Annotated in this window: 18 protein-coding genes; 10 read left to right on the top strand and 8 right to left on the bottom strand. The window is 61.2% G+C overall.

Annotation, left to right across the window (positions count from 1 at the left end; all coding sequences use genetic code 11):
- Positions 1-9: 9 nt before the first annotated feature.
- From LUU92_RS26700 to LUU92_RS26690, 3 genes are all read right to left on the bottom strand, one after another.
- Positions 10-975, bottom strand: a complete 966-nt coding sequence (locus LUU92_RS26700; RefSeq protein WP_222540557.1) for an L-carnitine dehydrogenase — start codon at positions 973-975, stop codon at positions 10-12.
- A 30-nt stretch (positions 976-1005) separates the two neighbouring features.
- Positions 1006-1893, bottom strand: a complete 888-nt coding sequence (gene cdhC / locus LUU92_RS26695; RefSeq protein ID WP_257102865.1) for a 3-dehydrocarnitine:acetyl-CoA trimethylamine transferase CdhC — start codon at positions 1891-1893, stop codon at positions 1006-1008.
- Between the two features lie 78 nt (positions 1894-1971).
- A complete protein-coding gene (locus tag LUU92_RS26690) occupies positions 1972-2916 on the bottom strand; it encodes a choline ABC transporter substrate-binding protein (protein ID WP_071490304.1) in 945 nt (314 codons plus the stop codon).
- Between the two features lie 193 nt (positions 2917-3109).
- On the opposite strand from LUU92_RS26690, the gene LUU92_RS26685 reads away from it, so the two are divergent.
- Both LUU92_RS26685 and LUU92_RS26680 read left to right on the top strand, forming a co-directional pair.
- Positions 3110-4054, top strand: a complete 945-nt coding sequence (locus LUU92_RS26685; protein WP_071490303.1) for a GlxA family transcriptional regulator — start codon at positions 3110-3112, stop codon at positions 4052-4054.
- Positions 4055-4122: 68 nt separating this feature from the next.
- Positions 4123-5289, top strand: coding sequence for an AAA family ATPase (locus LUU92_RS26680; RefSeq protein WP_071490302.1), 1167 nt, complete (start codon positions 4123-4125; stop codon positions 5287-5289).
- A 109-nt stretch (positions 5290-5398) separates the two neighbouring features.
- On the opposite strand, the gene LUU92_RS26675 is transcribed toward LUU92_RS26680, so the two are convergent.
- On the bottom strand, positions 5399-5815 hold the full coding sequence (locus LUU92_RS26675) for a DUF3010 family protein (RefSeq protein WP_058426637.1): 417 nt from the start codon (positions 5813-5815) through the stop codon (positions 5399-5401).
- A gap of 41 nt (positions 5816-5856) precedes the next feature.
- Positions 5857-6258: a lysozyme inhibitor LprI family protein gene (locus tag LUU92_RS26670; protein WP_071494402.1), complete on the bottom strand. Its 402-nt coding sequence runs from the start codon at positions 6256-6258 to the stop codon at positions 5857-5859.
- A gap of 219 nt (positions 6259-6477) precedes the next feature.
- Between LUU92_RS26670 and LUU92_RS26665 the strand changes: the two genes are divergently transcribed.
- The 6 genes from LUU92_RS26665 (at position 6478) to etfB (ending at position 14253) form a co-directional block, all read left to right on the top strand.
- A complete protein-coding gene (locus tag LUU92_RS26665; RefSeq protein ID WP_010207105.1) occupies positions 6478-7455 on the top strand; it encodes a dipeptidase in 978 nt (325 codons plus the stop codon).
- A 75-nt stretch (positions 7456-7530) separates the two neighbouring features.
- Positions 7531-8061, top strand: a complete 531-nt coding sequence (locus LUU92_RS26660) for a DUF5943 domain-containing protein (RefSeq protein WP_071490300.1) — start codon at positions 7531-7533, stop codon at positions 8059-8061.
- A gap of 15 nt (positions 8062-8076) precedes the next feature.
- Complete coding sequence (dgcA, locus tag LUU92_RS26655; protein ID WP_071490299.1) at positions 8077-10137, top strand: dimethylglycine demethylation protein DgcA; 2061 nt, start codon at positions 8077-8079, stop codon at positions 10135-10137.
- Between the two features lie 171 nt (positions 10138-10308).
- Positions 10309-12252 carry a dimethylglycine demethylation protein DgcB gene (gene dgcB, locus LUU92_RS26650; protein ID WP_071490298.1) on the top strand — a complete coding sequence of 648 codons (1944 nt, stop codon included), beginning with the start codon at positions 10309-10311 and terminating at the stop codon, positions 12250-12252.
- Positions 12252-13472, top strand: coding sequence for an electron transfer flavoprotein subunit alpha (etfA, locus tag LUU92_RS26645; protein ID WP_257102864.1), 1221 nt, complete (start codon positions 12252-12254; stop codon positions 13470-13472). The genes dgcB and etfA overlap by 1 nt, the downstream gene beginning before the upstream one ends.
- Positions 13473-13482: 10 nt before the next feature.
- A complete protein-coding gene (etfB, locus tag LUU92_RS26640; protein ID WP_071490296.1) occupies positions 13483-14253 on the top strand; it encodes an electron transfer flavoprotein subunit beta in 771 nt (256 codons plus the stop codon).
- Positions 14254-14913: 660 nt separating this feature from the next.
- Here etfB and gbca read toward each other — a convergent pair.
- Positions 14914-16209 carry a glycine betaine monooxygenase oxygenase subunit gene (gene gbca, locus LUU92_RS26635; protein ID WP_071490295.1) on the bottom strand — a complete coding sequence of 432 codons (1296 nt, stop codon included), beginning with the start codon at positions 16207-16209 and terminating at the stop codon, positions 14914-14916.
- A 281-nt stretch (positions 16210-16490) separates the two neighbouring features.
- Between gbca and gbcB the strand changes: the two genes are divergently transcribed.
- On the top strand, positions 16491-17591 hold the full coding sequence (gene gbcB / locus LUU92_RS26630; protein WP_071490294.1) for a glycine betaine monooxygenase reductase subunit: 1101 nt from the start codon (positions 16491-16493) through the stop codon (positions 17589-17591).
- Between the two features lie 55 nt (positions 17592-17646).
- Here the strand turns inward: gbcB and LUU92_RS26625 are convergent, their stop codons facing one another.
- Positions 17647-17844, bottom strand: a complete 198-nt coding sequence (locus tag LUU92_RS26625; RefSeq protein WP_071490293.1) for a hypothetical protein — start codon at positions 17842-17844, stop codon at positions 17647-17649.
- Between the two features lie 175 nt (positions 17845-18019).
- Positions 18020-19060 (bottom strand): threonine aldolase family protein, encoded by a 1041-nt coding sequence (locus tag LUU92_RS26620; RefSeq protein ID WP_058426659.1) that lies wholly within the window; start codon positions 19058-19060, stop codon positions 18020-18022.
- A gap of 90 nt (positions 19061-19150) precedes the next feature.
- Between LUU92_RS26620 and LUU92_RS26615 the strand changes: the two genes are divergently transcribed.
- Positions 19151-19879 carry a TraX family protein gene (locus tag LUU92_RS26615; protein WP_222541757.1) on the top strand — a complete coding sequence of 243 codons (729 nt, stop codon included), beginning with the start codon at positions 19151-19153 and terminating at the stop codon, positions 19877-19879.
- Positions 19880-19897 lie beyond the last annotated feature (18 nt).

Raw genomic sequence — 19897 nt, 5'->3', positions numbered from 1 at the left:
GGGGTTCCGTTATTCAGCGAAGGTCATGCCGTGCTTGGCCTTGGTGGTTTTCACCGCTTCCAGCACCGCCAGCAGGCAATCATCACGATAGCGCTCCAGCGCTGAAATGCTGTGCTTGCCCAACTGGTCGCTGGTGCCGTCGACCACATCATCAATGAGCTTGTCGGTCAGTTCCGGCGCCGGCAGGTAGGTCCACGGCAATTGCAGTGCCGGGCCGAACTGCGCCATGAAGTGCCGCATGCCGGCATCGCCGCCCGCCAGGGTGTAGGTGAGGAACGTGCCCATGAACGACCAGCGCAGGCCGGCGCCAAAACGGATTGCGTCATCGATCTCGCCGGTGGTCGCCACGCCATCATTGACCAGGTGCAATGCTTCACGCCACAACGCTTCGAGCAGGCGATCGGCGATGAACCCCGGGACTTCCTTGCGCACATGCAGCGGGCGCATGCCGAGGGATTCATACACCTTGATCGCGGCCTGGATGGCTTCTGGCGCGGTGTTCTTGCCGCCAACGACTTCCACCAGCGGCAACAGGTAAACCGGGTTGAACGGGTGGCCGACCACACAGCGTTCCGGGTGGGTCGAACCTTCGTAGAACTCACTCGGCAACAGGCCCGAGGTGCTTGAACCGATCAACGCATTCGGCTTGGCTGCCGCACTGATCTTGCTGTGCAGGTCCAGCTTCAGCTCCAGGCGTTCCGGGGCGCTTTCCTGGATGAAGTCGGCGTCTTTCACGCATTCTTCAATGGTGTCGACAAAGCGCAGGCGCTCTTGCGACGCACCCGGCGCCAGCCCTTGTTTCTCCAGGGCGCCCCAGGCGTTGGCGACGCGCTTGCGCAGCGCAGCTTCGGCACCGGGTGCCGGGTCCCAGGCGACCACATCCAGGCCATGGGCCAGCGCGCGGGACACCCAGCCGCTGCCGATGACACCGCTGCCGAGGGCGGCGAAGGTTTTGATTTCGGTGATAAAGCTCATGGCAAATTCCTAGAAAAGTGGTAGCCGCAATTAACCGCGCTTGGTCAAGCCCATCTTGATTCGGCCTTCGGCCGGGGTCATGACCCGTGCACCCAGGCGGCTGAGGATTTCGCTCGCCCGTTCCACCAACTGGCCGTTGGTCGCAAGCACACCCTTGTCCAGCCACAGGTTGTCTTCCAGACCGACCCGCACGTTGCCGCCCAGCAGCACCGCTTGCGCCGCCATCGGCATTTGCATGCGGCCAATCCCAAAGCCGGCCCACACGGCGTCGGCGGGCAGGTTGTCGACCATGGCTTTCATGGTGGTAGTGTCGGCCGGTGCGCCCCACGGGATGCCCAGGCACAGCTGGAACAGCGGGTTGTCGAGCAGGCCTTCCTTGATCATCTGTTTGGCGAACCACAGGTGACCGGTGTCGAAGATCTCCAGCTCGGCCTTTACGCCCAGCTCCTGGATGCGTTTGGCACCCGCCCGCAGTTGGGCCGGGGTGGACACGTAAATGGTGTCGCCATCGCCGAAGTTCAGGGTGCCGCAGTCCAGGGTGCAGATTTCCGGCAGCAGTTCTTCGACGTGGGCCAGGCGGGTCAGCGGGCCGACCAGGTCGGTGTTGGGGCCGAATTCCATCGGGTTCTCGCCGCCACCGATCTCCAGGTCGCCGCCCATGCCGGCAGTGAGGTTGACGATGATGTCGATGTCGGCCTCGCGGATGCGCTCCATCACTTCGCGATACAGCGCCACGTCACGGCTGAACTTGCCGGTGTGCGGGTCGCGCACGTGGCAGTGCACAACGGTCGCGCCCGCTTTGGCGGCTTCCACGGCGGCGGCGGCGATTTGTTTGGGGGTGACCGGCACGTGTGGGCTTTTGCTGGTCGTGTCGCCAGCACCGGTGAGTGCGCAGGTGATGATGACGTCGTGGTTCATGAGGCAGGTTCCTTACAAGCGGGCGTAGGGGGGCCGTGCGCAGCCGGGAGTGGCTGCGACACGGTGATTCGAATCAGGTTATTTGCTGGTCAATTGCAGGTTGGCCGCCGCCGGTTTGCCGTCGAAGGTGGTCACACCTTCCAGCCAGCGGGCCTGGTCTTGCGGGTGATCCTTGAGCCATTGCTTGGCGGACTCGATAGGGTCTTTGTGATCCAGCAGCGGCTGCATCATCCGGCTCTCGTCGGCGGCGGTGAAGGTCAGGTTGGTCAGCAGTTTGTGCACGTTGGGGCATTGTTCGGCGTAGTTCGGTGCGGTGACGCTCCACACGGTGGCCATGCCTTCGTTCGGCCCCAGGGCGTCGTCGCTGCCGGTGAGGTAGGTCATGGCGACGTTGACGTTCATCGGGTGCGGCGCCCAGCCGAAGAACACTACGGCTTCCTTGCGGCGCACGGCGCGGTCGACGGCGGCGAGCATGCCGGCTTCACTGGACTCGACCAGCTGGAATTTGCCCAGGCCGAACTGGTTCTTGGCGATCATCGCCTTGATCTGGGTGTTGGCGCCCGAGCCTGGCTCGATGCCGTAGATCTTGCCGCCCAGTTCTTTCTCGAACCTGGCGATGTCGGCAAAGGTTTTCAGGCCTTTGTCTGCCAGGTAGGTAGGCACGGCGAGGGTGGCACGGGCGTCTTCCAGGCTGGGCTTGTCGAGCACCTTGACTTGCTTGGCGTCGACGAACGGCGTGATGGTCTGGGTCATCAGTGGGTTCCAGTAGCCCAGGAACAGGTCCAGGCGCTGGTCGCGGATACCGGCGAAGATGATTTGCTGGGAGGCGCTGGTCTGTTTGGTCTTGTAGCCGAGGCCGTCGAGCAACACTTGGGTCATGGCGCTGGTGGCGATTACGTCGGTCCAGTTCACCACGCCCATGCGCACGTTCTGGCAGGATGCCGCGTCGGCAGCCAGTACGTTCGTGCTCAAGATGGCGCTGGCGCTGAGTGCGAGCACGCAGCGGCTGATCAGTCGGTTCATGGTGGATCCCTCGGCAGGTCGTTATTGTGGGGTCCGGCGTCTTTGTGCGCCGTGGGATCAAATTACGCAGCTTGAGGGCCGACAAAACGCACGGCGGCGACCAGCTCTTGCACTGCAGCGACCTGTGCTCTTGAATGGCTCGTTGAACTGGCGTATCACAGTGAGCACGCTGCCCGTCCTACGAGAGCGCACCATGTCCCAGGATTTCTACTTTCTGCTGATGCCGGGCTTCTCGGCCATCGGCTTTATCTCTGCGCTGGAACCGTTGCGGGTGGCCAACCGCTTTCGTGGCGAGCTGTACCGCTGGCATGTATTGAGTGCCGATGGCGGCGCGGTATTGGCGAGCAATGGCATGTCGGTCAACGCTGACGCCGCGCTGGAACCGTTGAAAAAGGGCGCGACGTTATTGGTGGTGGCGGGCTTCGAGCCGCTGCAGTTCGCCACGCCTGCGCTGGAGCACTGGCTACGGCGCCTTGACCATGATGGCGTGACCCTCGGCGCCATCGACACCGGCGCTTGCGTGCTCGCCGAAGCCGGGCTGCTCGACGGCCACCGCCTCACCCTGCACTGGGAAGCCATCGACGCGTTCAAGGAATCCTATCCGCACCTGACGGTCACCCAGGAACTGTTCGAAATCGACCGCCGCCGCATCACCTGCGCTGGCGGCACCGCTTCCATCGACCTGATGCTCGACTTGATTGCCCAGGCCCACGGACCCGAACTGGCGATCCAGGTCTCCGAACAATTCGTGCTCGGCCGCATCCGCCCACGCAAAGACCACCAGCGCATGCAGATCGCCACGCGCTACGGCATCAACAACAAGAAACTGGTGCAGGTGATCGGCGAAATGGAGCAACACACCGAGCCGCCGCTGAGCACCTTGGCCCTGGCCGAGGCGATCAAAGTCACCCGGCGCCAGTTGGAGCGGCTGTTCCGCCTGCACTTGAACGACACCCCGAGCAACTTCTACTTAGGCCTGCGCCTGGAAAAAGCCCGACAGCTCTTACGCCAAAGCGGTATGAGCGTGTTGGAGGTAGGTATTGCGTGCGGGTTCGAGTCGCCGTCGTACTTCACCCGCAGTTATCGGGCGCGGTTTGCGAAGTGTCCGAGGGAGGATCGGCGACGGGAGGTGGTGTAATGGCCAATTATAGTCAATTATACTCGCGACTATAATTTATAGTCCTTTCCATAATTGAGTATAAAACCATGTCCAAGCACAGCGGCTTTGTATTCCGCCGCCCCACCCTGGCCAGCAGTATTGCTGACGGCCTAGTGGGCGCCGGCATTCAGGATTTCACCTCTGGCCTGTTTCTCGCGGCGCCGCGTCGTACGGGCAAAAGTACTTTTTTGCGTGAGGATCTGATCCCGGAGTGCCAGCTTCGGGGTTGGCTTACCGTGTATGTCGATCTGTGGGCCGACAAAGAGAAAGATCCCGCGGAGTTGATTGCCAGTGCTATTGCTGCCGCGCTGGTGCCCTATGAAAAGGGCATTCGCAAGCTGGCCAAGCACATTGGAATCGAGAAACTGAGCTTTCTGCGTACCCTGTCCTGGGACTTCAGCAAGCCTCAATTGCCGGTTGGCGCGACGTTGACCCAGGCCTTGGAGTTGCTCCACCGCGCAGCGGAAAAACCTGTCGTCCTGGTGATTGACGAGGCTCAGCACGCTTTGACCAGCGATTCAGGCATCAATGCGATGTTCGCGCTCAAGGCTGCCCGGGATCAGCTCAACCAAGGCCGTGACGAGGACGGCAGCGGTTTGCATCTGGTATTCACCGGCTCCAATCGCGACAAGCTGGCTCACTTGGTACTGGGTAAAAGCCAGCCGTTCTTCGGCTCCAGCATCACGCCGTTCCCGCTGCTGGGTAAAGAGTTCACCCAGGCCTACACCGCGCACCTCAACGCGCACCTGGCCAAGACCAACCAATTCAACGCCGCCGATATTGATGAAGCCTTTGAGCTGGTAGGCCGGCGCCCCGAGATGTTGCGCACGATCATCGGTGAAGTGGCGCTGGAGTTGGGCGAAGCCAGCAACCTCGGCCAGTTGCTGCACAGTCGTGCCGAACTGCTGCGTGCCGGTGTGTGGACCGAATTCGAAAGCGCCTGGAACAACCTCACCATCCCCCAGCGCGCCGTACTGCAAGTGATGGTGGAGCGCTCGCAAAACAACGAACCCTTCGCGCCGTTCACCGACAGCACCGTAACGGCGGTCAGCAAGGCGCTGGAGGACATGGGCAGCGACGTGGTGCCGGGCACCCAGACGATTCAGGCCTGTATCGATGCCCTGCGCGACAAGGAACTGGTGTGGAAGTCGAGCCGGGGAGGGTATGCCCTGGAGGACAAAACCTTCGGCGACTGGCTGCGCAACAAGCGCTGACATGTGGGAGGGGGCTTGCGCCCGATGACAGGCTGTCAGTTGATACAACTTCGGCTGACCCACCGCTATCGGGGGCAAGCCCCCTCCCACAGTAGATTAATGATGTGGCCTATTTCTTCAGCAGCGCCGAACACGCTGCTTTGTACGCTTCATGCTGGTATTTGTTCAGCGTCGCCGGCAGTTCGAAGTTGTGCTTCTTGTTCTGCGCATTAAGGGTCTGCGGCGACAGCAAGGTCACCTCAACCCCGTCCAGCAGCTGGAACACCCCTTCAATCTTGAACGTGGTCGGGCCACCGGCGAACTCGCCTTTCTTGCTGCGCTTCTTGATCGCGATACGCTCGATGGCGTTTTCCTGCACAAATGCCTTTACCTGTGCGGCGAAGGCTTTGACGTTGGCGGCCTCGTCATCGTCTTCCAGGGCAATTTTCTTGGTCGCCAGGGTGACGTGGGCAAGTGCCTGATTGTCCAGGGAGGCGACGGCGATGATGGCTTCGCTGCCTTTGATTTCGATGCCGCAAGTCTTCATGAATAGCCTTGGTTCAGAGTAAAAGTGGCGGAGATTGTCGCTTATTCCTGCCCAATCGACTCCAAAAACTCCGACCGCTCATCACTCATCCGCGCCAGGCAGTCGTTCTGTGCGATCGCGTAGGCCTTGGTGCCGGTCACCGCCGGAAAGGTGTCCACCGCGCAATCAGCGTCACGCAATTTTTCCCACTTTTGCTGGGCATCCTTCAGACGAGCGGTAATGTCCGCCAGCTTGGTCTTGTCGCTGCCGTAGGTCGACGCCATGCGTTCGAGCAGGCCCTGGTAGTTATCCTTGAGCAGCTGTTCAGCAGTGGTTTTGTTATAGGTGGCGCATTCCAGGGTTTGCTTGTCGTTTTCGATGCCGTCGCACGGCGTGCTGTCGGTGTCTTCAGCCGCGTGAACGCCGGTTGCGATGAGTGCCAAAGCCAGGAAAATCGATTTCATTGCGCCGTCTCATATCAGTTGATGCCCGAATTCTGGCTCAAGCGTAAGACAAAGAACAGCCGCGAGTCAGACCTCTCTTGGTAGCCTTTGTCGCGGATTGACGCTTTCGGCAATTCCCCTGTCGTTTTTGCACCCGGCTCTGTCGGCCCCTGGGCATATGCTGGCCCCAAAGCGCCGGCAGACGATTCGGCGCATGAATCGCCAATAAGGGGACGCCTGATGAGCCCAGCCGAATTGCACGCCGACAGCATCGTTATCGACGGGCTGATTATTGCCAAGTGGAACCGCGACCTGTTCGAGGACATGCGCAAAGGGGGACTCACCGCCGCCAACTGCACGGTGTCGGTGTGGGAAGGGTTCCAGGCCACCATCAACAATATCGTGGCCAGCCAGACCCTGATCCGTGAGAACAGCGACCTGGTGATCCCGGTGAAAACCACTGCGGACATCCGCAAAGCCAAGGAACAGGGCAAGACCGGCATCATCTTCGGCTTCCAGAACGCCCATGCCTTCGAAGACCAACTCGGCTACGTCGAGATCTTCAAGCAGCTCGGCGTCGGTGTGGTGCAGATGTGCTACAACACCCAGAACCTGGTCGGCACCGGTTGCTACGAGCGCGACGGCGGCCTGTCGGGCTTCGGTCGCGAGATCGTCGCCGAGATGAACCGTGTCGGCATCATGTGCGACCTGTCCCACGTGGGCTCCAAGACGTCCGAAGAAGTCATCCTCGAATCGAAAAAGCCGGTGTGCTACTCCCACTGTCTACCGTCGGGCCTTAAAGAACACCCGCGCAACAAGTCCGATGAAGAGCTGAAGTTCATCGCCGACCACGGGGGGTTTGTCGGTGTGACCATGTTCGCGCCGTTCCTGGCCAAGGGCATCGATTCGACCATCGACGACTACGCCGAAGCCATCGAATACACCATGAACATCGTCGGTGAAGACGCCATCGGCATTGGCACCGACTTCACCCAGGGCCATGGCCAGGATTTCTTCGAAATGCTGACCCATGACAAGGGCTACGCCCGCCGTCTGACCAGCTTCGGCAAGATCATCAACCCGCTGGGCATCCGCACCGTGGGCGAGTTCCCCAACCTCACCGAGACCCTGCTCAAGCGCGGCCACCCTGAGCGCGTGGTACGCAAGATCATGGGCGAGAACTGGGTCAACGTCCTCAAGGACGTCTGGGGCGAATAAGCCACCGCTAACGCATTCTCTCCCCGGCCATCCGCGCTGGGGCACTACACAAGAATTTTCTGGAGTTAAGTTTCCATGGCCAAGATCGCCCCGCAATTGCCTATCGAAGTCGACAGCGAAACCGGTGTCTGGACCTCCGACGCCCTGCCGATGCTGTACGTGCCACGCCATTTCTTCGTCAACAACCACATGGGCATCGAAGAAGTGCTGGGCGCCGAGGCCTATGCCGAGATCCTCTACAAGGCCGGCTACAAATCCGCCTGGCACTGGTGCGAGAAAGAAGCCGAATGCCACGGCCTGGAAGGCGTCGCGGTGTTCGAGCATTACATGAAGCGCCTGTCGCAACGCGGCTGGGGCCTGTTCAAGATCCAGGACATCGACCTCGACAAAGGCACCGCCAGCGTCAAGCTCGAACACTCGGCGTTTGTCTACGTGTACGGCAAGGTCGGGCGCAAGGTCGACTACATGTTCACCGGCTGGTTTGCCGGTGCCATGGACCAGATCCTTGAGGCCCGAGGCAGCAAGGTTCGCACTGTGGCCGAACAAGTCTACGGAGGCTCCGAAGAGGGCCACGATGACGGCCTGTTCACCGTCAAGCCGTTGTAAGCCGAGGACCGTGCCATGGCTTTCGAAGCAATGTTCCAGCCGATCCAGATCGGCAAGCTGACCATCCGCAACCGCGTGCTCAGTACCGCCCACGCCGAGGTGTATGCCACCGATGGCGGGATGACCACTGACCGCTATGTGAAGTATTACGAAGAAAAAGCCAAGGGCGGTATCGGCCTGGCAATCTGCGGCGGTTCCTCGGTGGTGGCCATCGACAGCCCGCAGGAATGGTGGAGCTCGGTGAACCTGTCCACCGACCGCATCATCCCGCACTTCCAGAACCTGGCCGACGCCATGCACAAGCATGGCGCCAAGATCATGATCCAGATTACCCACATGGGCCGCCGCTCGCGTTGGGACGGCTTCAACTGGCCGACGCTGATGTCGCCGTCTGGCGTGCGTGAGCCGGTGCACCGCGCCACCTGCAAGACTATCGAGCCGGAAGAAATCTGGCGCGTGATCGGCAACTACGCCCAGGCCGCGCGCCGGGCCAAGGCCGGTGGCCTGGACGGCGTGGAACTGTCCGCCGTGCACCAGCACATGATCGACCAGTTCTGGAGCCCGCGGGTCAACAAGCGGACCGACGAGTGGGGCGGCACGTTTGAAGGGCGCATGAAGTTCGGCCTGGAAGTGCTGAAGGCCGTGCGTGCCGAGGTGGGTGATGACTTCTGCGTGGGCATGCGCCTGTGCGGTGACGAGTTCCACCCGGATGGTTTGTCCCACGAGGACATGAAGCAGATCGCCAAGTATTACGACGACACCGGCATGCTCGATTTCATCGGCGTGGTGGGTTCGGGTTGCGATACCCACAACACCCTGGCCAACGTTATCCCCAATATGAGTTATCCACCGGAGCCGTTTTTGCACCTGGCCGCCGGTATCAAGGAAGTGGTCAAGGTCCCGGTGTTGCACGCGCAGAACATCAAGGACCCGAACCAGGCCACGCGCATCCTGGAAGGCGGCTACGTGGACATGGTCGGCATGACCCGTGCACACATCGCCGATCCGCACTTGATCGCCAAGATCAAGATGGGCCAGATCGACCAGATCAAGCAGTGCGTCGGCGCCAACTACTGCATCGACCGCCAGTACCAGGGCCTGGATGTGTTGTGCATCCAGAACGCCGCGACGTCCCGTGAATACATGGGCGTGCCGCATATCATCGAGAAGTCCACCGGGCCGAAACGCAAAGTGGTGGTGGTGGGTGCCGGCCCGGCCGGGATGGAAGCTGCACGCGTGGCCGCCGAACGTGGCCATGATGTGACGCTGCTGGAGAAGAAAGAATTTATCGGTGGGCAGATCACCACCGCTTCGAAAGCGCCGCAGCGTGACCAGATTGCGGGTATCACCCGCTGGTTCCAACTGGAGCTGGCACGCTTGAAAGTCGACCTGCGCCTTGGCGTGGCGGCGGATGCCGACACCATCCTGGACCTGCGTCCGGACGTGGTGGTGCTGGCGGTGGGCGGGCATCCGAATGTGGAGCAGAACGAACACTGGGGCGCCGCCGAAGGTTTGGTGGTGAGCAGTTGGGATGTGCTCGACGGCAAGGTAGCACCGGGCAAGAACGTGCTGGTGTACGACACCATCTGCGAATTCACCGGCATGTCGGTGGCGGATTTCCTCGCGGACAAAGGCAGCCAGGTCGAGATCGTCACCGACGACATCAAGCCGGGCGTGGCCATCGGCGGTACGTCGTTCCCGACCTACTACCGCAGCATGTACCCCAAGGAAGTGATCATGACCGGCGACATGATGCTGGAAAAGGTCTACCGCGAGGGCGACAAGCTGGTGGCGGTGCTGGAGAACGAATACACCGGCGCCAAAGAGGAGCGGGTGGTCGACCAGGTAGTGGTAGAGAACGGCGTGCGGCCGGACGAAGCCATCTACTACGCGCTCAAGGAAGGCTCGCGCAACAAGGGCCAGATCGACGTCGAAGCCTTGTTCGCGATCAAGCCGCAGCCGTGCCTGAGCGAGACGGGTGATGGGTACTTGCTGTTCCGCATCGGTGACTGTGTGGCGCAGCGTAATACCCACGCTGCGATCTATGACGCTCTGCGCCTGTGCAAAGATTTCTGAGCGAGCCTTGAACCAATGTGTACTCGGTCCAAATGTGGGAGGGGGCTTGCCCCCGATGGCGGAGTGTCAGTTGATAAAGCTGTAGCTGACCCACTGCTATCGGGGGCAAGCCCCCTCCCACATTCAGCGCCAGTTTCACAGTAGACCTGTGCGGTCTGTGGGAGCTTCACCATGTTGAACACCTTGCTGCCTATTCTCTTGTTTACCGCCCTGGGCCTCGCCGTCCTCGGCGCCCTGCGCCGGGTGAACATGTGGCGCCGTGGCCGCGCGTCCAAAGTCGACCTGCTGGGCGGCCTGCTGGCCATGCCCAAGCGCTACATGGTCGACCTGCACCACGTGGTCGCCCGCGATAAATACATCGCCAATACCCACGTCGCCACCGCGTTGGGCTTCGTGCTGTCGGCCTTGCTGGCGATCCTGGTCCACGGTTTCGGCCTGCAAAGCCGTATCCTCGGCTACGCCTTACTGTTGGCCTCGGTGCTGATGTTTGTCGGGGCCACCTTCGTCTATCTGCGTCGGCGCAACCCGCCGTCGCGCCTGTCGAAAGGCCCGTGGATGCGCCTGCCGAAAAGCCTGATGGCGTTCTCGGTGAGCTTCTTCCTGGTGACGCTGCCGGTGGCCGGGATCCTGCCGGCGGACTTCGGCGGCTGGCTGCTGGCCGCATTGCTCAGCGTCGGTGTGTTGTGGGGCGTGTCCGAAATGTTCTTCGGCATGACCTGGGGCGGCCCGATGAAACACGCCTTCGCCGGTGCCCTGCACCTGGCCTGGCACCGCCGCGCCGAGCGTTTTGGCGGTGGCCGTTCCACCGGTTTGAAACCGCTGGACCTCAGTGACAAGACTGCGCCCCTGGGTGTGGAGAAACCCAAGGATTTCACCTGGAACCAACTGCTCGGTTTCGACGCCTGCGTGCAGTGCGGCAAGTGTGAAGCCGCGTGCCCGGCGTTCGCCGCCGGCCAGCCGCTGAACCCGAAAAAGCTGATCCAGGACATGGTCGTCGGCCTGGCCGGCGGCACCGATGCCAAGTTCGCCGGCAGCCCGTATCCGGGCAAAGCGGTGGGCGAGCACAGCGGCAACCCGCACCAGCCGATCGTCAACGGCCTGGTCGACGCCGAGACCCTGTGGTCGTGCACCACCTGCCGTGCCTGCGTGGAAGAGTGCCCGATGATGATCGAGCACGTGGACGCCATCGTCGACATGCGTCGCCACCTCACGTTGGAAAAAGGCGCCACGCCGAACAAGGGTGCCGAAGTCCTGGAAAACCTGATCGCCACCGACAACCCCGGTGGTTTCGCACCGGGCGGTCGCCTGAACTGGGCGGCGGACCTGAACCTGCCGCTGCTCAGCGAAAAAGGCAGTGCCGAGGTGCTGTTCTGGGTCGGCGACGGTGCCTTCGACATGCGTAACCAACGGACTTTGCGTGCCTTCGTCAAAGTGCTGAAAGCGGCCAAGGTCGACTTCGCCGTGCTCGGCCTGGAAGAACGCGACAGCGGTGATGTCGCCCGGCGCCTGGGTGATGAAGCGACCTTCCAACTGCTGGCTTCGCGCAATATCCAGACCCTGGCCAAGTACAGCTTCAAGCGGATCGTCACCTGCGACCCCCACAGTTTCCATGTGCTGAAAAATGAATACGGCGCTTTCAACGGCAACTACCGGGTACAGCATCACAGCACCTTCATGGCCGAGTTGATCGGTGAGGGAGCGCTGAACCTGGGCCAGCACAAAGGCAACAGCGTGACCTATCACGACCCTTGTTATCTCGGCCGCTACAACGGCGAGTACGAGGCGCCGCGCCAAGTGCTGCGTGCATTGGGGATTGAGGTCAAGGAAATGCAACGCTCGGGGTTCCGTTCACGCTGCTGCGGTGGCGGCGGCGGTGCGCCAATCACTGACATCCCCGGTAAGCAACGTATCCCGGACATGCGCATGGAAGACATCCGCGAAACCGGTGCCGAGCTGGTGGCGGTGGGTTGTCCACAGTGCACGGCGATGCTTGAGGGCGTTGTAGAACCAAGACCCTTGATCAAGGACATTGCCGAGCTGGTGGCCGACGCGCTGCTCGAAGACGCCGCGCCTGCCAAAGCCCCATTGAAGCGTGAACCTGCGGAGGTGCACTGATGAGCGACATTATCCGCCGCGACCCCCGGGCCGAGTGGATCGCCCGCAACCGTCTGCACCCGCTGCATGCGGCGATGCAACCGGTGCAGCACAGTTGGATGGGCCCCAGTGGCGTCATCCGCAAGAACGTGCACGGCGTCGGTTTTATCGGCCCCAATGGCATCAAGCGTATTGACCGCAGCGGCGCGCAGCAGGGCGGCTCGGCCAAGCGTACGGCGGCGGTAGAAGTGCAATTGCCGCTGCATCAGATTGCCGCCCCCGCGTTCTACATCAACGTGGTACCGGACATGGTTGGCGGCCGCTTGAGCAGCCACGATCGCGACCTGCTTGGCCTGGCGCGACAACTGGCCGGCAGCGACGGCGCGGTGCTGGCGGTGGTGTTTGGTGATCACAAGGAAAGTGCGTTTGCCACGGCGGGTGTCGACCGTTTGCTGGTGCTGGAAGGCCAAGCATTCGACGGTTATTCACCGGAGCAACGCGTCCAGGGCCTGCGGGCTGTGGACAACCAGTTCAACCCGCGACACTGGCTGCTGCCGGACAGCCGCAGCGGCGGTGGCGAGTTGGGTCGGCGCTTTGCCGCCAGCCTCAAGGAGCGCCCGGCCACGCGGGTGTGGCAGATCAAGGGCAACGAGTGCATCGGCCGCGCCGGTGCCGGCCAGGAAGACTTGGCCCGGCCACTGCCGCGCCTGGTCCTGGCGGCTGCCGAATGTGCCGATCCGGTCAGCGAAACCCGTCACGAAGTGCTGCCAGTGGAGTTATCCACAGCCCTGGCGCGCAGCCTGCCACGCATCGAAGACCTCGGCGCGGTGGCGGTGGACCCGGCGGCGATTCCCATGGCCGAAGCGGAATTCATTTTCTCCGGCGGCAACGGCGTGAAGGATTGGGCGCTGTTCCACCAGACCGCCGCCGCCCTGGGCGCCACCGAAGGCGCCTCGCGGGTGGCGGTGGACGATGGCTTCATGGCGCGTGATCGCCAGGTCGGTGCCAGCGGCACCTGGGTCACGGCGCGGGTCTACGTGGCCGTGGGTATTTCCGGGGCGATCCAGCACCTGCAAGGTATCGGCGCCTGCGACAAAGTGGTGGCGATCAACCTCGACCCGGGCTGCGACATGATCAAGCGGGCCGACCTGTCGGTGATTGGCGAAAGCGCCGCAATACTGCAAGCCTTGATCGCGGCGGTCGAGGCCTACCGCAACGGCGCCAAGCGCGATGCAGCATGAGGATACGACCATGACGACGAATGTAATCAGCCTGGTGTCCATCGGCGCCCACCCGACTTCCGGGCGCCCGCGCCGTGCCGAGCAGGATGCCCGTGCTGTGGAACTGGGCCTGCAAATGGCTGGGGATAAGTTGCAGGTGCTGCACGCCGGCAACATCGCCGAACCGACCCTGCGCAGCTACCTGGGCATGGGCCTGCCGCAATTGCATGTGCTGGAGCAACCGGCGGGTAGCGATGCGTTGCCGGTGCTCAGTGAGTACCTGCGCGATGCGGGTGCCCAAGTGGTGCTCGCCGGCAGCCAGGCCGAAACCGGTGAAGGCTCGGGCATGCTGCCGTTCCTGCTGGCCGAGCAACTGGGTTGGCCGCTGATCGTGGGGCTGGCGCAGGTGGAGTCCATCGACGGCGGTGTGGCCCATGTGCTGCAAGCCTTGCCCCGTGGTCAGCGGCGGCGCTTGAAGGTGCGCCTGCCGTTCCTGGCGACGGTGGATAACGCTGCGCCCAAGCCACGGCAAAGCGCCTACGGCCCGGCGCAACGCGGTGAGTTGGCGGCCCATGAAGTCCGGATTGAAGAGGATGAGCTGTTCCATGCGGCGGTGTTGCAGCCGGCCAAGCCACGGCCCAAGCGTCTCAAGGTGATCAAGGCCAAGAGCGGCGCTGACCGGATGAAAGCCGCCACGGCCAAGGCCAGTGGTGGCGGTGGGCAAGTGCTCAAGGGTGTGAGCCCGGAAGAGGGCGCCCAGGCGATCCTCAAGCTATTGGTTGAGGAAGGTGTGGTTCGCTGAACATGAACAGGGACTGTGGTTTACCCACAATCCCTGTTGACCTGTCTGTGGATAACCTGTTCGCGGTTGTCCACACCCCTGATGAATCAAGCGCTAGAGTCCCATGTACGAAAAATAACCAAGCTAACTGAAGGTTTTTGATGGGGTTTTTCGCTGCATCGGTGTATTTCTCTGAACCGACTTGCCCCCATAGTCTGTTGGTGCTTCTGTGGATAACGTGTTCGCTCTCGGCTGAGGGCCTTATTAATAAAGGCCTGCATGGAGTTGATCAAAATCTGATCGATGTAAGCGGTTTCTCAGCTGAGACGCCTGAAAGCCTAGATTCATGAAGCTTTGAGGTGGTTTTCCACAGCGTGATCGGAGTTGCCCCCAAAGTCTGTTGGTGCATCTGTGGATAAGATGTTCGTGTACTGCTACAAGCCACGTCAATCATGGCTTTCATTAGGTTGTTCAAAAAACGAACAAAGCCGGCCCAGACTCACTGGTTTGAATAAGTCACGGATTTTATTCACTTAATTTCAGGCTGGTGCGGCGCTTGTCCACAATTGCTGTGGGTGGCTCTGTGGATAAGTTGTTGGGCAAAGGCTGGAGGGCAGGGGAAACAAGGGGAAGCAGGGGGTTGAATGTTTTTTGTACAATTCAGCCCCCCGGACCAACGTGTCATTCGTGAGCGGCAACACCCTTGAGGTAGGGCGCCGGAGCGGCCCCAAGGTTGTGCAGCATGCGCTCGCTATACCAGTCCACGAAGTTCACCACGCCGAACTCATAGGTCTTGGAGTACGGGCCAGGCTGGTAAGCGGTGGAGTTGATCCCGCGCTGGTTCTCTTCGGCCAGGCGACGATCCTGGTCGTTGGTGGCGTCCCACACTTCGCGCATGCGTGCCACATCGTAGTCCACACCTTCCACGGCGTCCTTGTGCACCAGCCACTTGGTGGTGACCATGGTTTCCTGGGCGCTGATCGGCCACACAGTGAACACGATGATGTGGTCGCCCATGCAGTGGTTCCAGGAGTGGGGCAGGTGCAGGATGCGCATCGAGCCCAGGTCCGGGTTCTTGATGCGGCCCATGAGTTTGGCGCAGCCCTGTTTACCGTCCATGGTCATCGACACGGTGCCTTTGAGCAGCGGCATGCGCACGATACGGTTACGCAAGCCGAAGCTGGCGTGGGCGTAAGGGATCTTCTCGGCATCCCAGGCGGCGGCGGAGGCGGCTACATGGTCCTTGAACGCCTGGTCGGCGCGCGGATCGGTGACGTCGTCCCATTCCAGCAGGGTTTTCAGCAGTTCCGGGTGCGAAGCGTTGCAGTGGTAGCACTCGCGGTTGTTTTCCAGCACCAGCTTCCAGTTGGCTTTTTCCATCAAGGTGGTTTGCACCGCCACCTTGGTGTTCTCCATGTCGTAGGGTTCCATGTAGTGGTTCAGCGTCGACAGGAAGTCATCGATGGCTGGCGGGTTCTCCGCCAGGCTGATGAAGATGTAGCCGCCGGCGGTCTTCACGTTCACTGGCTTGAGGCCGTACTGCTTCATGTCAAAGTCGGCGCCCATCTCGGTGCCGGCGAACAGCAGGCGGCCGTCCAGCTCGTAGGTCCACTGGTGGTAGTGGCACACGAGTTTGGCGACCTTGCCCTTGTCGCTGGTGCACAAGCGCGAGCCACGGTGGCGGCACACGTTGTGGAACGCGTGCACCACGCCTTCGGCGCCACGGATCACGATGATCGGGTTCTTGCCCACTTGCAGGGTCAGGTAGTTGCCCTTGGTGGGGATCTCGCAGGTCATGCCGGCGATCAACCACTCTTTCTGGAAGATCTCCTGCATGTCGATATCAAACAGCCGCTCATCAGAGTAGAACGGCTGTGGCAGCGAGAAAGTGCGCTCGCGCTCTTGCAGCATCTGCGCGGTGGCCTTGCGTGCGGGTTCCAGCGGATCGCCCAAGCTTAAGGTTGCGGTGACGTCCATCGTGTGTGTCCTCATGGCCATTCTGTGTGGCCGGCGAATAGTGGCTACGGTTGTACTACGCAAGGCATAAAGAAAGCGTCGTTGTTGGGAGCGAGTGTGGGGCCGCGCAACGTCAGAACCTTATCCGTGGGCGACATGGCCCAATCTGTTCCCGACGCGCAACCCTAGGTCGTTCGGGGCTGGTCGCGATAAGTATGTGAATGTCGCAGATAGGTAAATGGGCGGTTCCGGCGTTACGCAGAATCGCCACCATAAGGCCGACGTCGGCGGTGGAGAACAACATGTCCAATAATTTCCTGAATCCGGTAACCACCCAGACCTGGGCCAATGGTCGGCACATTGTCCGGTGCGTCAAAGTCATCCAGGAAACCTGGGACGTACGCACCTTCTGCTTCATGGCTGATCAGCCGATCCTGTTCTTCTTCAAGCCAGGGCAATTCGTCACCCTGGAACTGGAGATCGAAGGCCAGCCGATCATGCGTTCCTACACCATTTCCAGCTCGCCGTCGGTGCCGTACAGCTTCTCGGTGACCATCAAGCGCGTGCCGGGCGGCAAGGTTTCCAACTGGCTGCACGACACGTTGCACGAGGGCCAGGAACTGGCGGTGCACGGGCCGGTAGGCCTGTTCAATGCCATCGACTATCCGAGCCCGAAGGTGCTGTACCTCAGCGGCGGCGTCGGCATCACGCCGGTGATGTCCATGGCCCGTTGGTTCTACGATACCAACGCCAATGTCGACATGACCTTTATTCACAGCGCCCGCTCGCCCAAGGACATCATCTACCACCGCGAGCTGGAGCACATGGCGTCGCGAATCGACAACTTCAGCCTGCACCTGATTTGCGAGAAGCACGGGTTGGGCGAGCCATGGGCCGGTTATCGCGGTTACCTGAACCACAAGATGCTCGAACTGATGGTGCCGGACTTCCTCGAGCGCGAAGTGTTCTGTTGCGGGCCTACGCCTTACATGAACGCAGTGAAGCGCTTGCTGGAAGTGGCCGGTTTCGACATGACGCGGTATCACGAGGAGTCCTTCGGCGCCACGCCGCCGGAAGCCCGTGCCGATGCGGTGGAACAAGCCGAACAGGCCGCCGAAGCGCCGGAAATCGACTTGGCGGATCTGCATCAGGTGGAGTTCATTGCGTCGGGCAAAAGTATTCGCGTGGCCCCTGGCGAAACTGTCCACGCCGCTGCTGCGAAGCTTGGATTGCTGATCCCGAAAGCCTGCGGCATGGGCATCTGTGGTACGTGCAAGGTGATGAAGCTGGGTGGCGAGGTCGAGATGGACCACAACGGCGGGATTACCGAGGAAGATGAAGCCGAGGGTTACATCCTGTCGTGCTGCAGCGTGCCGAAGGGTGATGTGCGTATCGAGTTCTGACTAACGAAGCCGTTCTAAATGTGGGAGGGGGCAAGCCTCCTCCCACAGTCAGTGCTTAACGCACAAACAGGTTGATGATGTACGAGCCCGATGCTGTCATTTCGAACTCTTTTCCGGTGACGGTAAAGGTGCGGGATGGCTCGACGATGGTGTCGCCGACGTTCGCCAGCTTCCTCAGGTCATCCAGGCTGACGAGCGTGGCATTGACGTCGCCGCGCAGTTGAGAGTCAGTGGTGTAGCATTGAATTTCCATGATGTTGCCCTCGATAGGATTTCCATTTCCAGCCGATTATTCGGCAGGCAGTCAGCCCGAAAAAACGCGTCCGTTGTTTCGGGGTGACGGGATCTTATCCAGGGCAGGGGCTAGATAGATACTGTCGGAAACACGTACAAACAGTCTCTGAGAATGGGCTGAGAGGCCCGTCTTTTCAGGCTTCCATCACTTTCCGAATGTCCGCAGCCAATTCTCTTACACGCTCTTCCTCGGTATCCCACGCACACATAAAGCGCGCGCCGCCCTTGCCGATGAAGGTGTAGAAACGCCAGCCCTTGGCCGTCAACGCTGCGATGGCCGGCTCCGAGAGTTGCAGGAACACGCCGTTGGCCTGCACCGGGAACATCAACTCCACACCGGGAATATCCGCCACCAGGCTGCTCAGCAGCTGCGCGCAGTGGTTGGCATGGCGTGCGTGTTTGAGCCAGGCGTCGTTTTCCAACAGACCTACCCACGGGGCCGAAAGAAAGCGCATTTTCGATGCCAGCTGCCCGGCCTGTTTGCAGCGGTAGTCGAAGTCTTCGGCCAGCTTGTGGTTGAAGAACAGGATCGCTTCACCCACGGCCATGCCGTTCTTCGTGCCGCCAAAGCACAGCACGTCCACACCGGCTTTCCAGGTCAGGTCGGCGGGCGAGCAGCCGAGGAACGCGCAGGCGTTGGAGAAGCGTGCGCCGTCCATATGCAGGTTCAGGCCCAGCTCTTTGCAGGTGGCGCTGATGGCGCGGATTTCTTCCGGGGTGTACACGCTGCCGACTTCCGTGGCTTGGGTCAGGGTGACCACGCGTGGCTTGGGGTAGTGGATGTCCTGGCGCTTGAGGGCGATCTCGCGGATCGACTCCGGGGTCAGCTTGCCGTTTTCGGTGCGGGCGGTGAGCAGCTTGGAGCCGTTGGAGAAAAACTCCGGCGCGCCGCATTCGTCGGTTTCGACGTGGGCGGTTTCCGAGCAAATCACGCTATGGTAGCTCTGGCACAGCGAAGACAGCGCGAGCGAGTTGGCGGCGGTACCGTTGAAGGCGAAGAACACTTCGCAGTCGGTTTCGAACAAGTTGCGGAAACCGTCGGCGGCGCGGTGGGTCCATTCATCATCGCCGTAGGCGCGTTGATGGCCCTGGTTGGCTTGTTCCATGGCGGCCCAGGCTTCCGGGCAGATGCCGGAATAGTTGTCACTGGCGAATTGTTGGCTCTTGTCGGTCATGGCCCATTCCTGTGGTCGATGTTGGTGCGCACTGTAACCAAGATTGTCGCGGGTGCGCACGCACTGTAAATGCAAAGTCACTGGGGAATTATGCACGGTACTGGAACGATGCCTGTCGGACGTGTCCGCGATGGGGCTCTGGATCTGCTCAAGTGGCTGGCGCTGTTGAGTATGGTGCTGGACCACCTGCGCTATGTCGGTTTAAGCCTGGATGGCCTGTATGTGCCGGGGCGCCTGGCGTTTCCGTGGTTTTGCCTGGCAATTGCGGCCAACCTTCATCGGGTCGCAGGCACGCCAGTGACGCGCCAATGGCATTACGTGGGGTGGCTGTTGCTGTTCAGTGTGATCAGCGAAGTGCCATACCGGATGTTTATCGAGGATGCCGATACGCTGAACGTATTGCCGACGTTGGCGCTGGGTTTGCTGGTTGCCAGAGGATGGCATCAGAAGGCGCTTCTTGATCGAGGATTGGCGCTGATTGCTGTCATGATCGCAGCCGTGTTTTCCACGCAGCTGATGTTTGGCTTTTTTGGCGTATTACTGCCACTGGCGATGGTGCTGGTGTTTTGTCGTCCCTGGTATTTCAGCATATTACCGGGCGCGGTCTGCGTCGTAGCCAATCAATGGCAGGCCCTGCTCAACAGCGGTACGTTTTTGGCGCTGTCGGGACTGACGGTGTGCATGGTCGCGCCACTGCTCGGCTTGGTCCTGCTGCGACATGCCAAAAACGCCGCGCCACCCGCCATGCGGCGCTGGGCGTATAGCCTTTACCCCGCGCATTTTATAGTGTTGCTTGCCGTGCGACAGGTGATTGCTTGACCGCGCAAGGGCCGTATT

The organism is Pseudomonas extremorientalis, assembly GCF_024584605.1.
Lineage (GTDB): Bacteria > Pseudomonadota > Gammaproteobacteria > Pseudomonadales > Pseudomonadaceae > Aquipseudomonas > Aquipseudomonas extremorientalis.
The sequence above is the reverse complement of the archived record's forward strand: the minus strand, read 5'-3'. Positions and strand labels throughout refer to the sequence as shown.

What these genes read in the sequence shown, in the direction of transcription:
- cdhC (WP_257102865.1), bottom strand. Translation starts at nt 1,893, where the DNA reads ATGAACCACGACGTCATCATCACCTGCGCACTCACCGGTGCTGGCGAC.
- LUU92_RS26660 (WP_071490300.1), top strand. Translation starts at nt 7,531, where the DNA reads ATGGCCAAGATCGCCCCGCAATTGCCTATCGAAGTCGACAGCGAAACC.
- LUU92_RS26680 (WP_071490302.1), top strand. Translation starts at nt 4,123, where the DNA reads ATGTCCAAGCACAGCGGCTTTGTATTCCGCCGCCCCACCCTGGCCAGC.
- LUU92_RS26685 (WP_071490303.1), top strand. Translation starts at nt 3,110, where the DNA reads ATGTCCCAGGATTTCTACTTTCTGCTGATGCCGGGCTTCTCGGCCATC.
- LUU92_RS26670 (WP_071494402.1), bottom strand. Translation starts at nt 6,258, where the DNA reads ATGAAATCGATTTTCCTGGCTTTGGCACTCATCGCAACCGGCGTTCAC.
- LUU92_RS26625 (WP_071490293.1), bottom strand. Translation starts at nt 17,844, where the DNA reads ATGGAAATTCAATGCTACACCACTGACTCTCAACTGCGCGGCGACGTC.
- LUU92_RS26675 (WP_058426637.1), bottom strand. Translation starts at nt 5,815, where the DNA reads ATGAAGACTTGCGGCATCGAAATCAAAGGCAGCGAAGCCATCATCGCC.
- dgcA (WP_071490299.1), top strand. Translation starts at nt 8,077, where the DNA reads ATGGCTTTCGAAGCAATGTTCCAGCCGATCCAGATCGGCAAGCTGACC.
- LUU92_RS26700 (WP_222540557.1), bottom strand. Translation starts at nt 975, where the DNA reads ATGAGCTTTATCACCGAAATCAAAACCTTCGCCGCCCTCGGCAGCGGT.
- LUU92_RS26620 (WP_058426659.1), bottom strand. Translation starts at nt 19,060, where the DNA reads ATGACCGACAAGAGCCAACAATTCGCCAGTGACAACTATTCCGGCATC.
- LUU92_RS26690 (WP_071490304.1), bottom strand. Translation starts at nt 2,916, where the DNA reads ATGAACCGACTGATCAGCCGCTGCGTGCTCGCACTCAGCGCCAGCGCC.
- dgcB (WP_071490298.1), top strand. Translation starts at nt 10,309, where the DNA reads ATGTTGAACACCTTGCTGCCTATTCTCTTGTTTACCGCCCTGGGCCTC.
- gbcB (WP_071490294.1), top strand. Translation starts at nt 16,491, where the DNA reads ATGTCCAATAATTTCCTGAATCCGGTAACCACCCAGACCTGGGCCAAT.
- LUU92_RS26665 (WP_010207105.1), top strand. Translation starts at nt 6,478, where the DNA reads ATGAGCCCAGCCGAATTGCACGCCGACAGCATCGTTATCGACGGGCTG.
- etfA (WP_257102864.1), top strand. Translation starts at nt 12,252, where the DNA reads ATGAGCGACATTATCCGCCGCGACCCCCGGGCCGAGTGGATCGCCCGC.
- gbca (WP_071490295.1), bottom strand. Translation starts at nt 16,209, where the DNA reads ATGGACGTCACCGCAACCTTAAGCTTGGGCGATCCGCTGGAACCCGCA.
- LUU92_RS26615 (WP_222541757.1), top strand. Translation starts at nt 19,151, where the DNA reads ATGCACGGTACTGGAACGATGCCTGTCGGACGTGTCCGCGATGGGGCT.
- etfB (WP_071490296.1), top strand. Translation starts at nt 13,483, where the DNA reads ATGACGACGAATGTAATCAGCCTGGTGTCCATCGGCGCCCACCCGACT.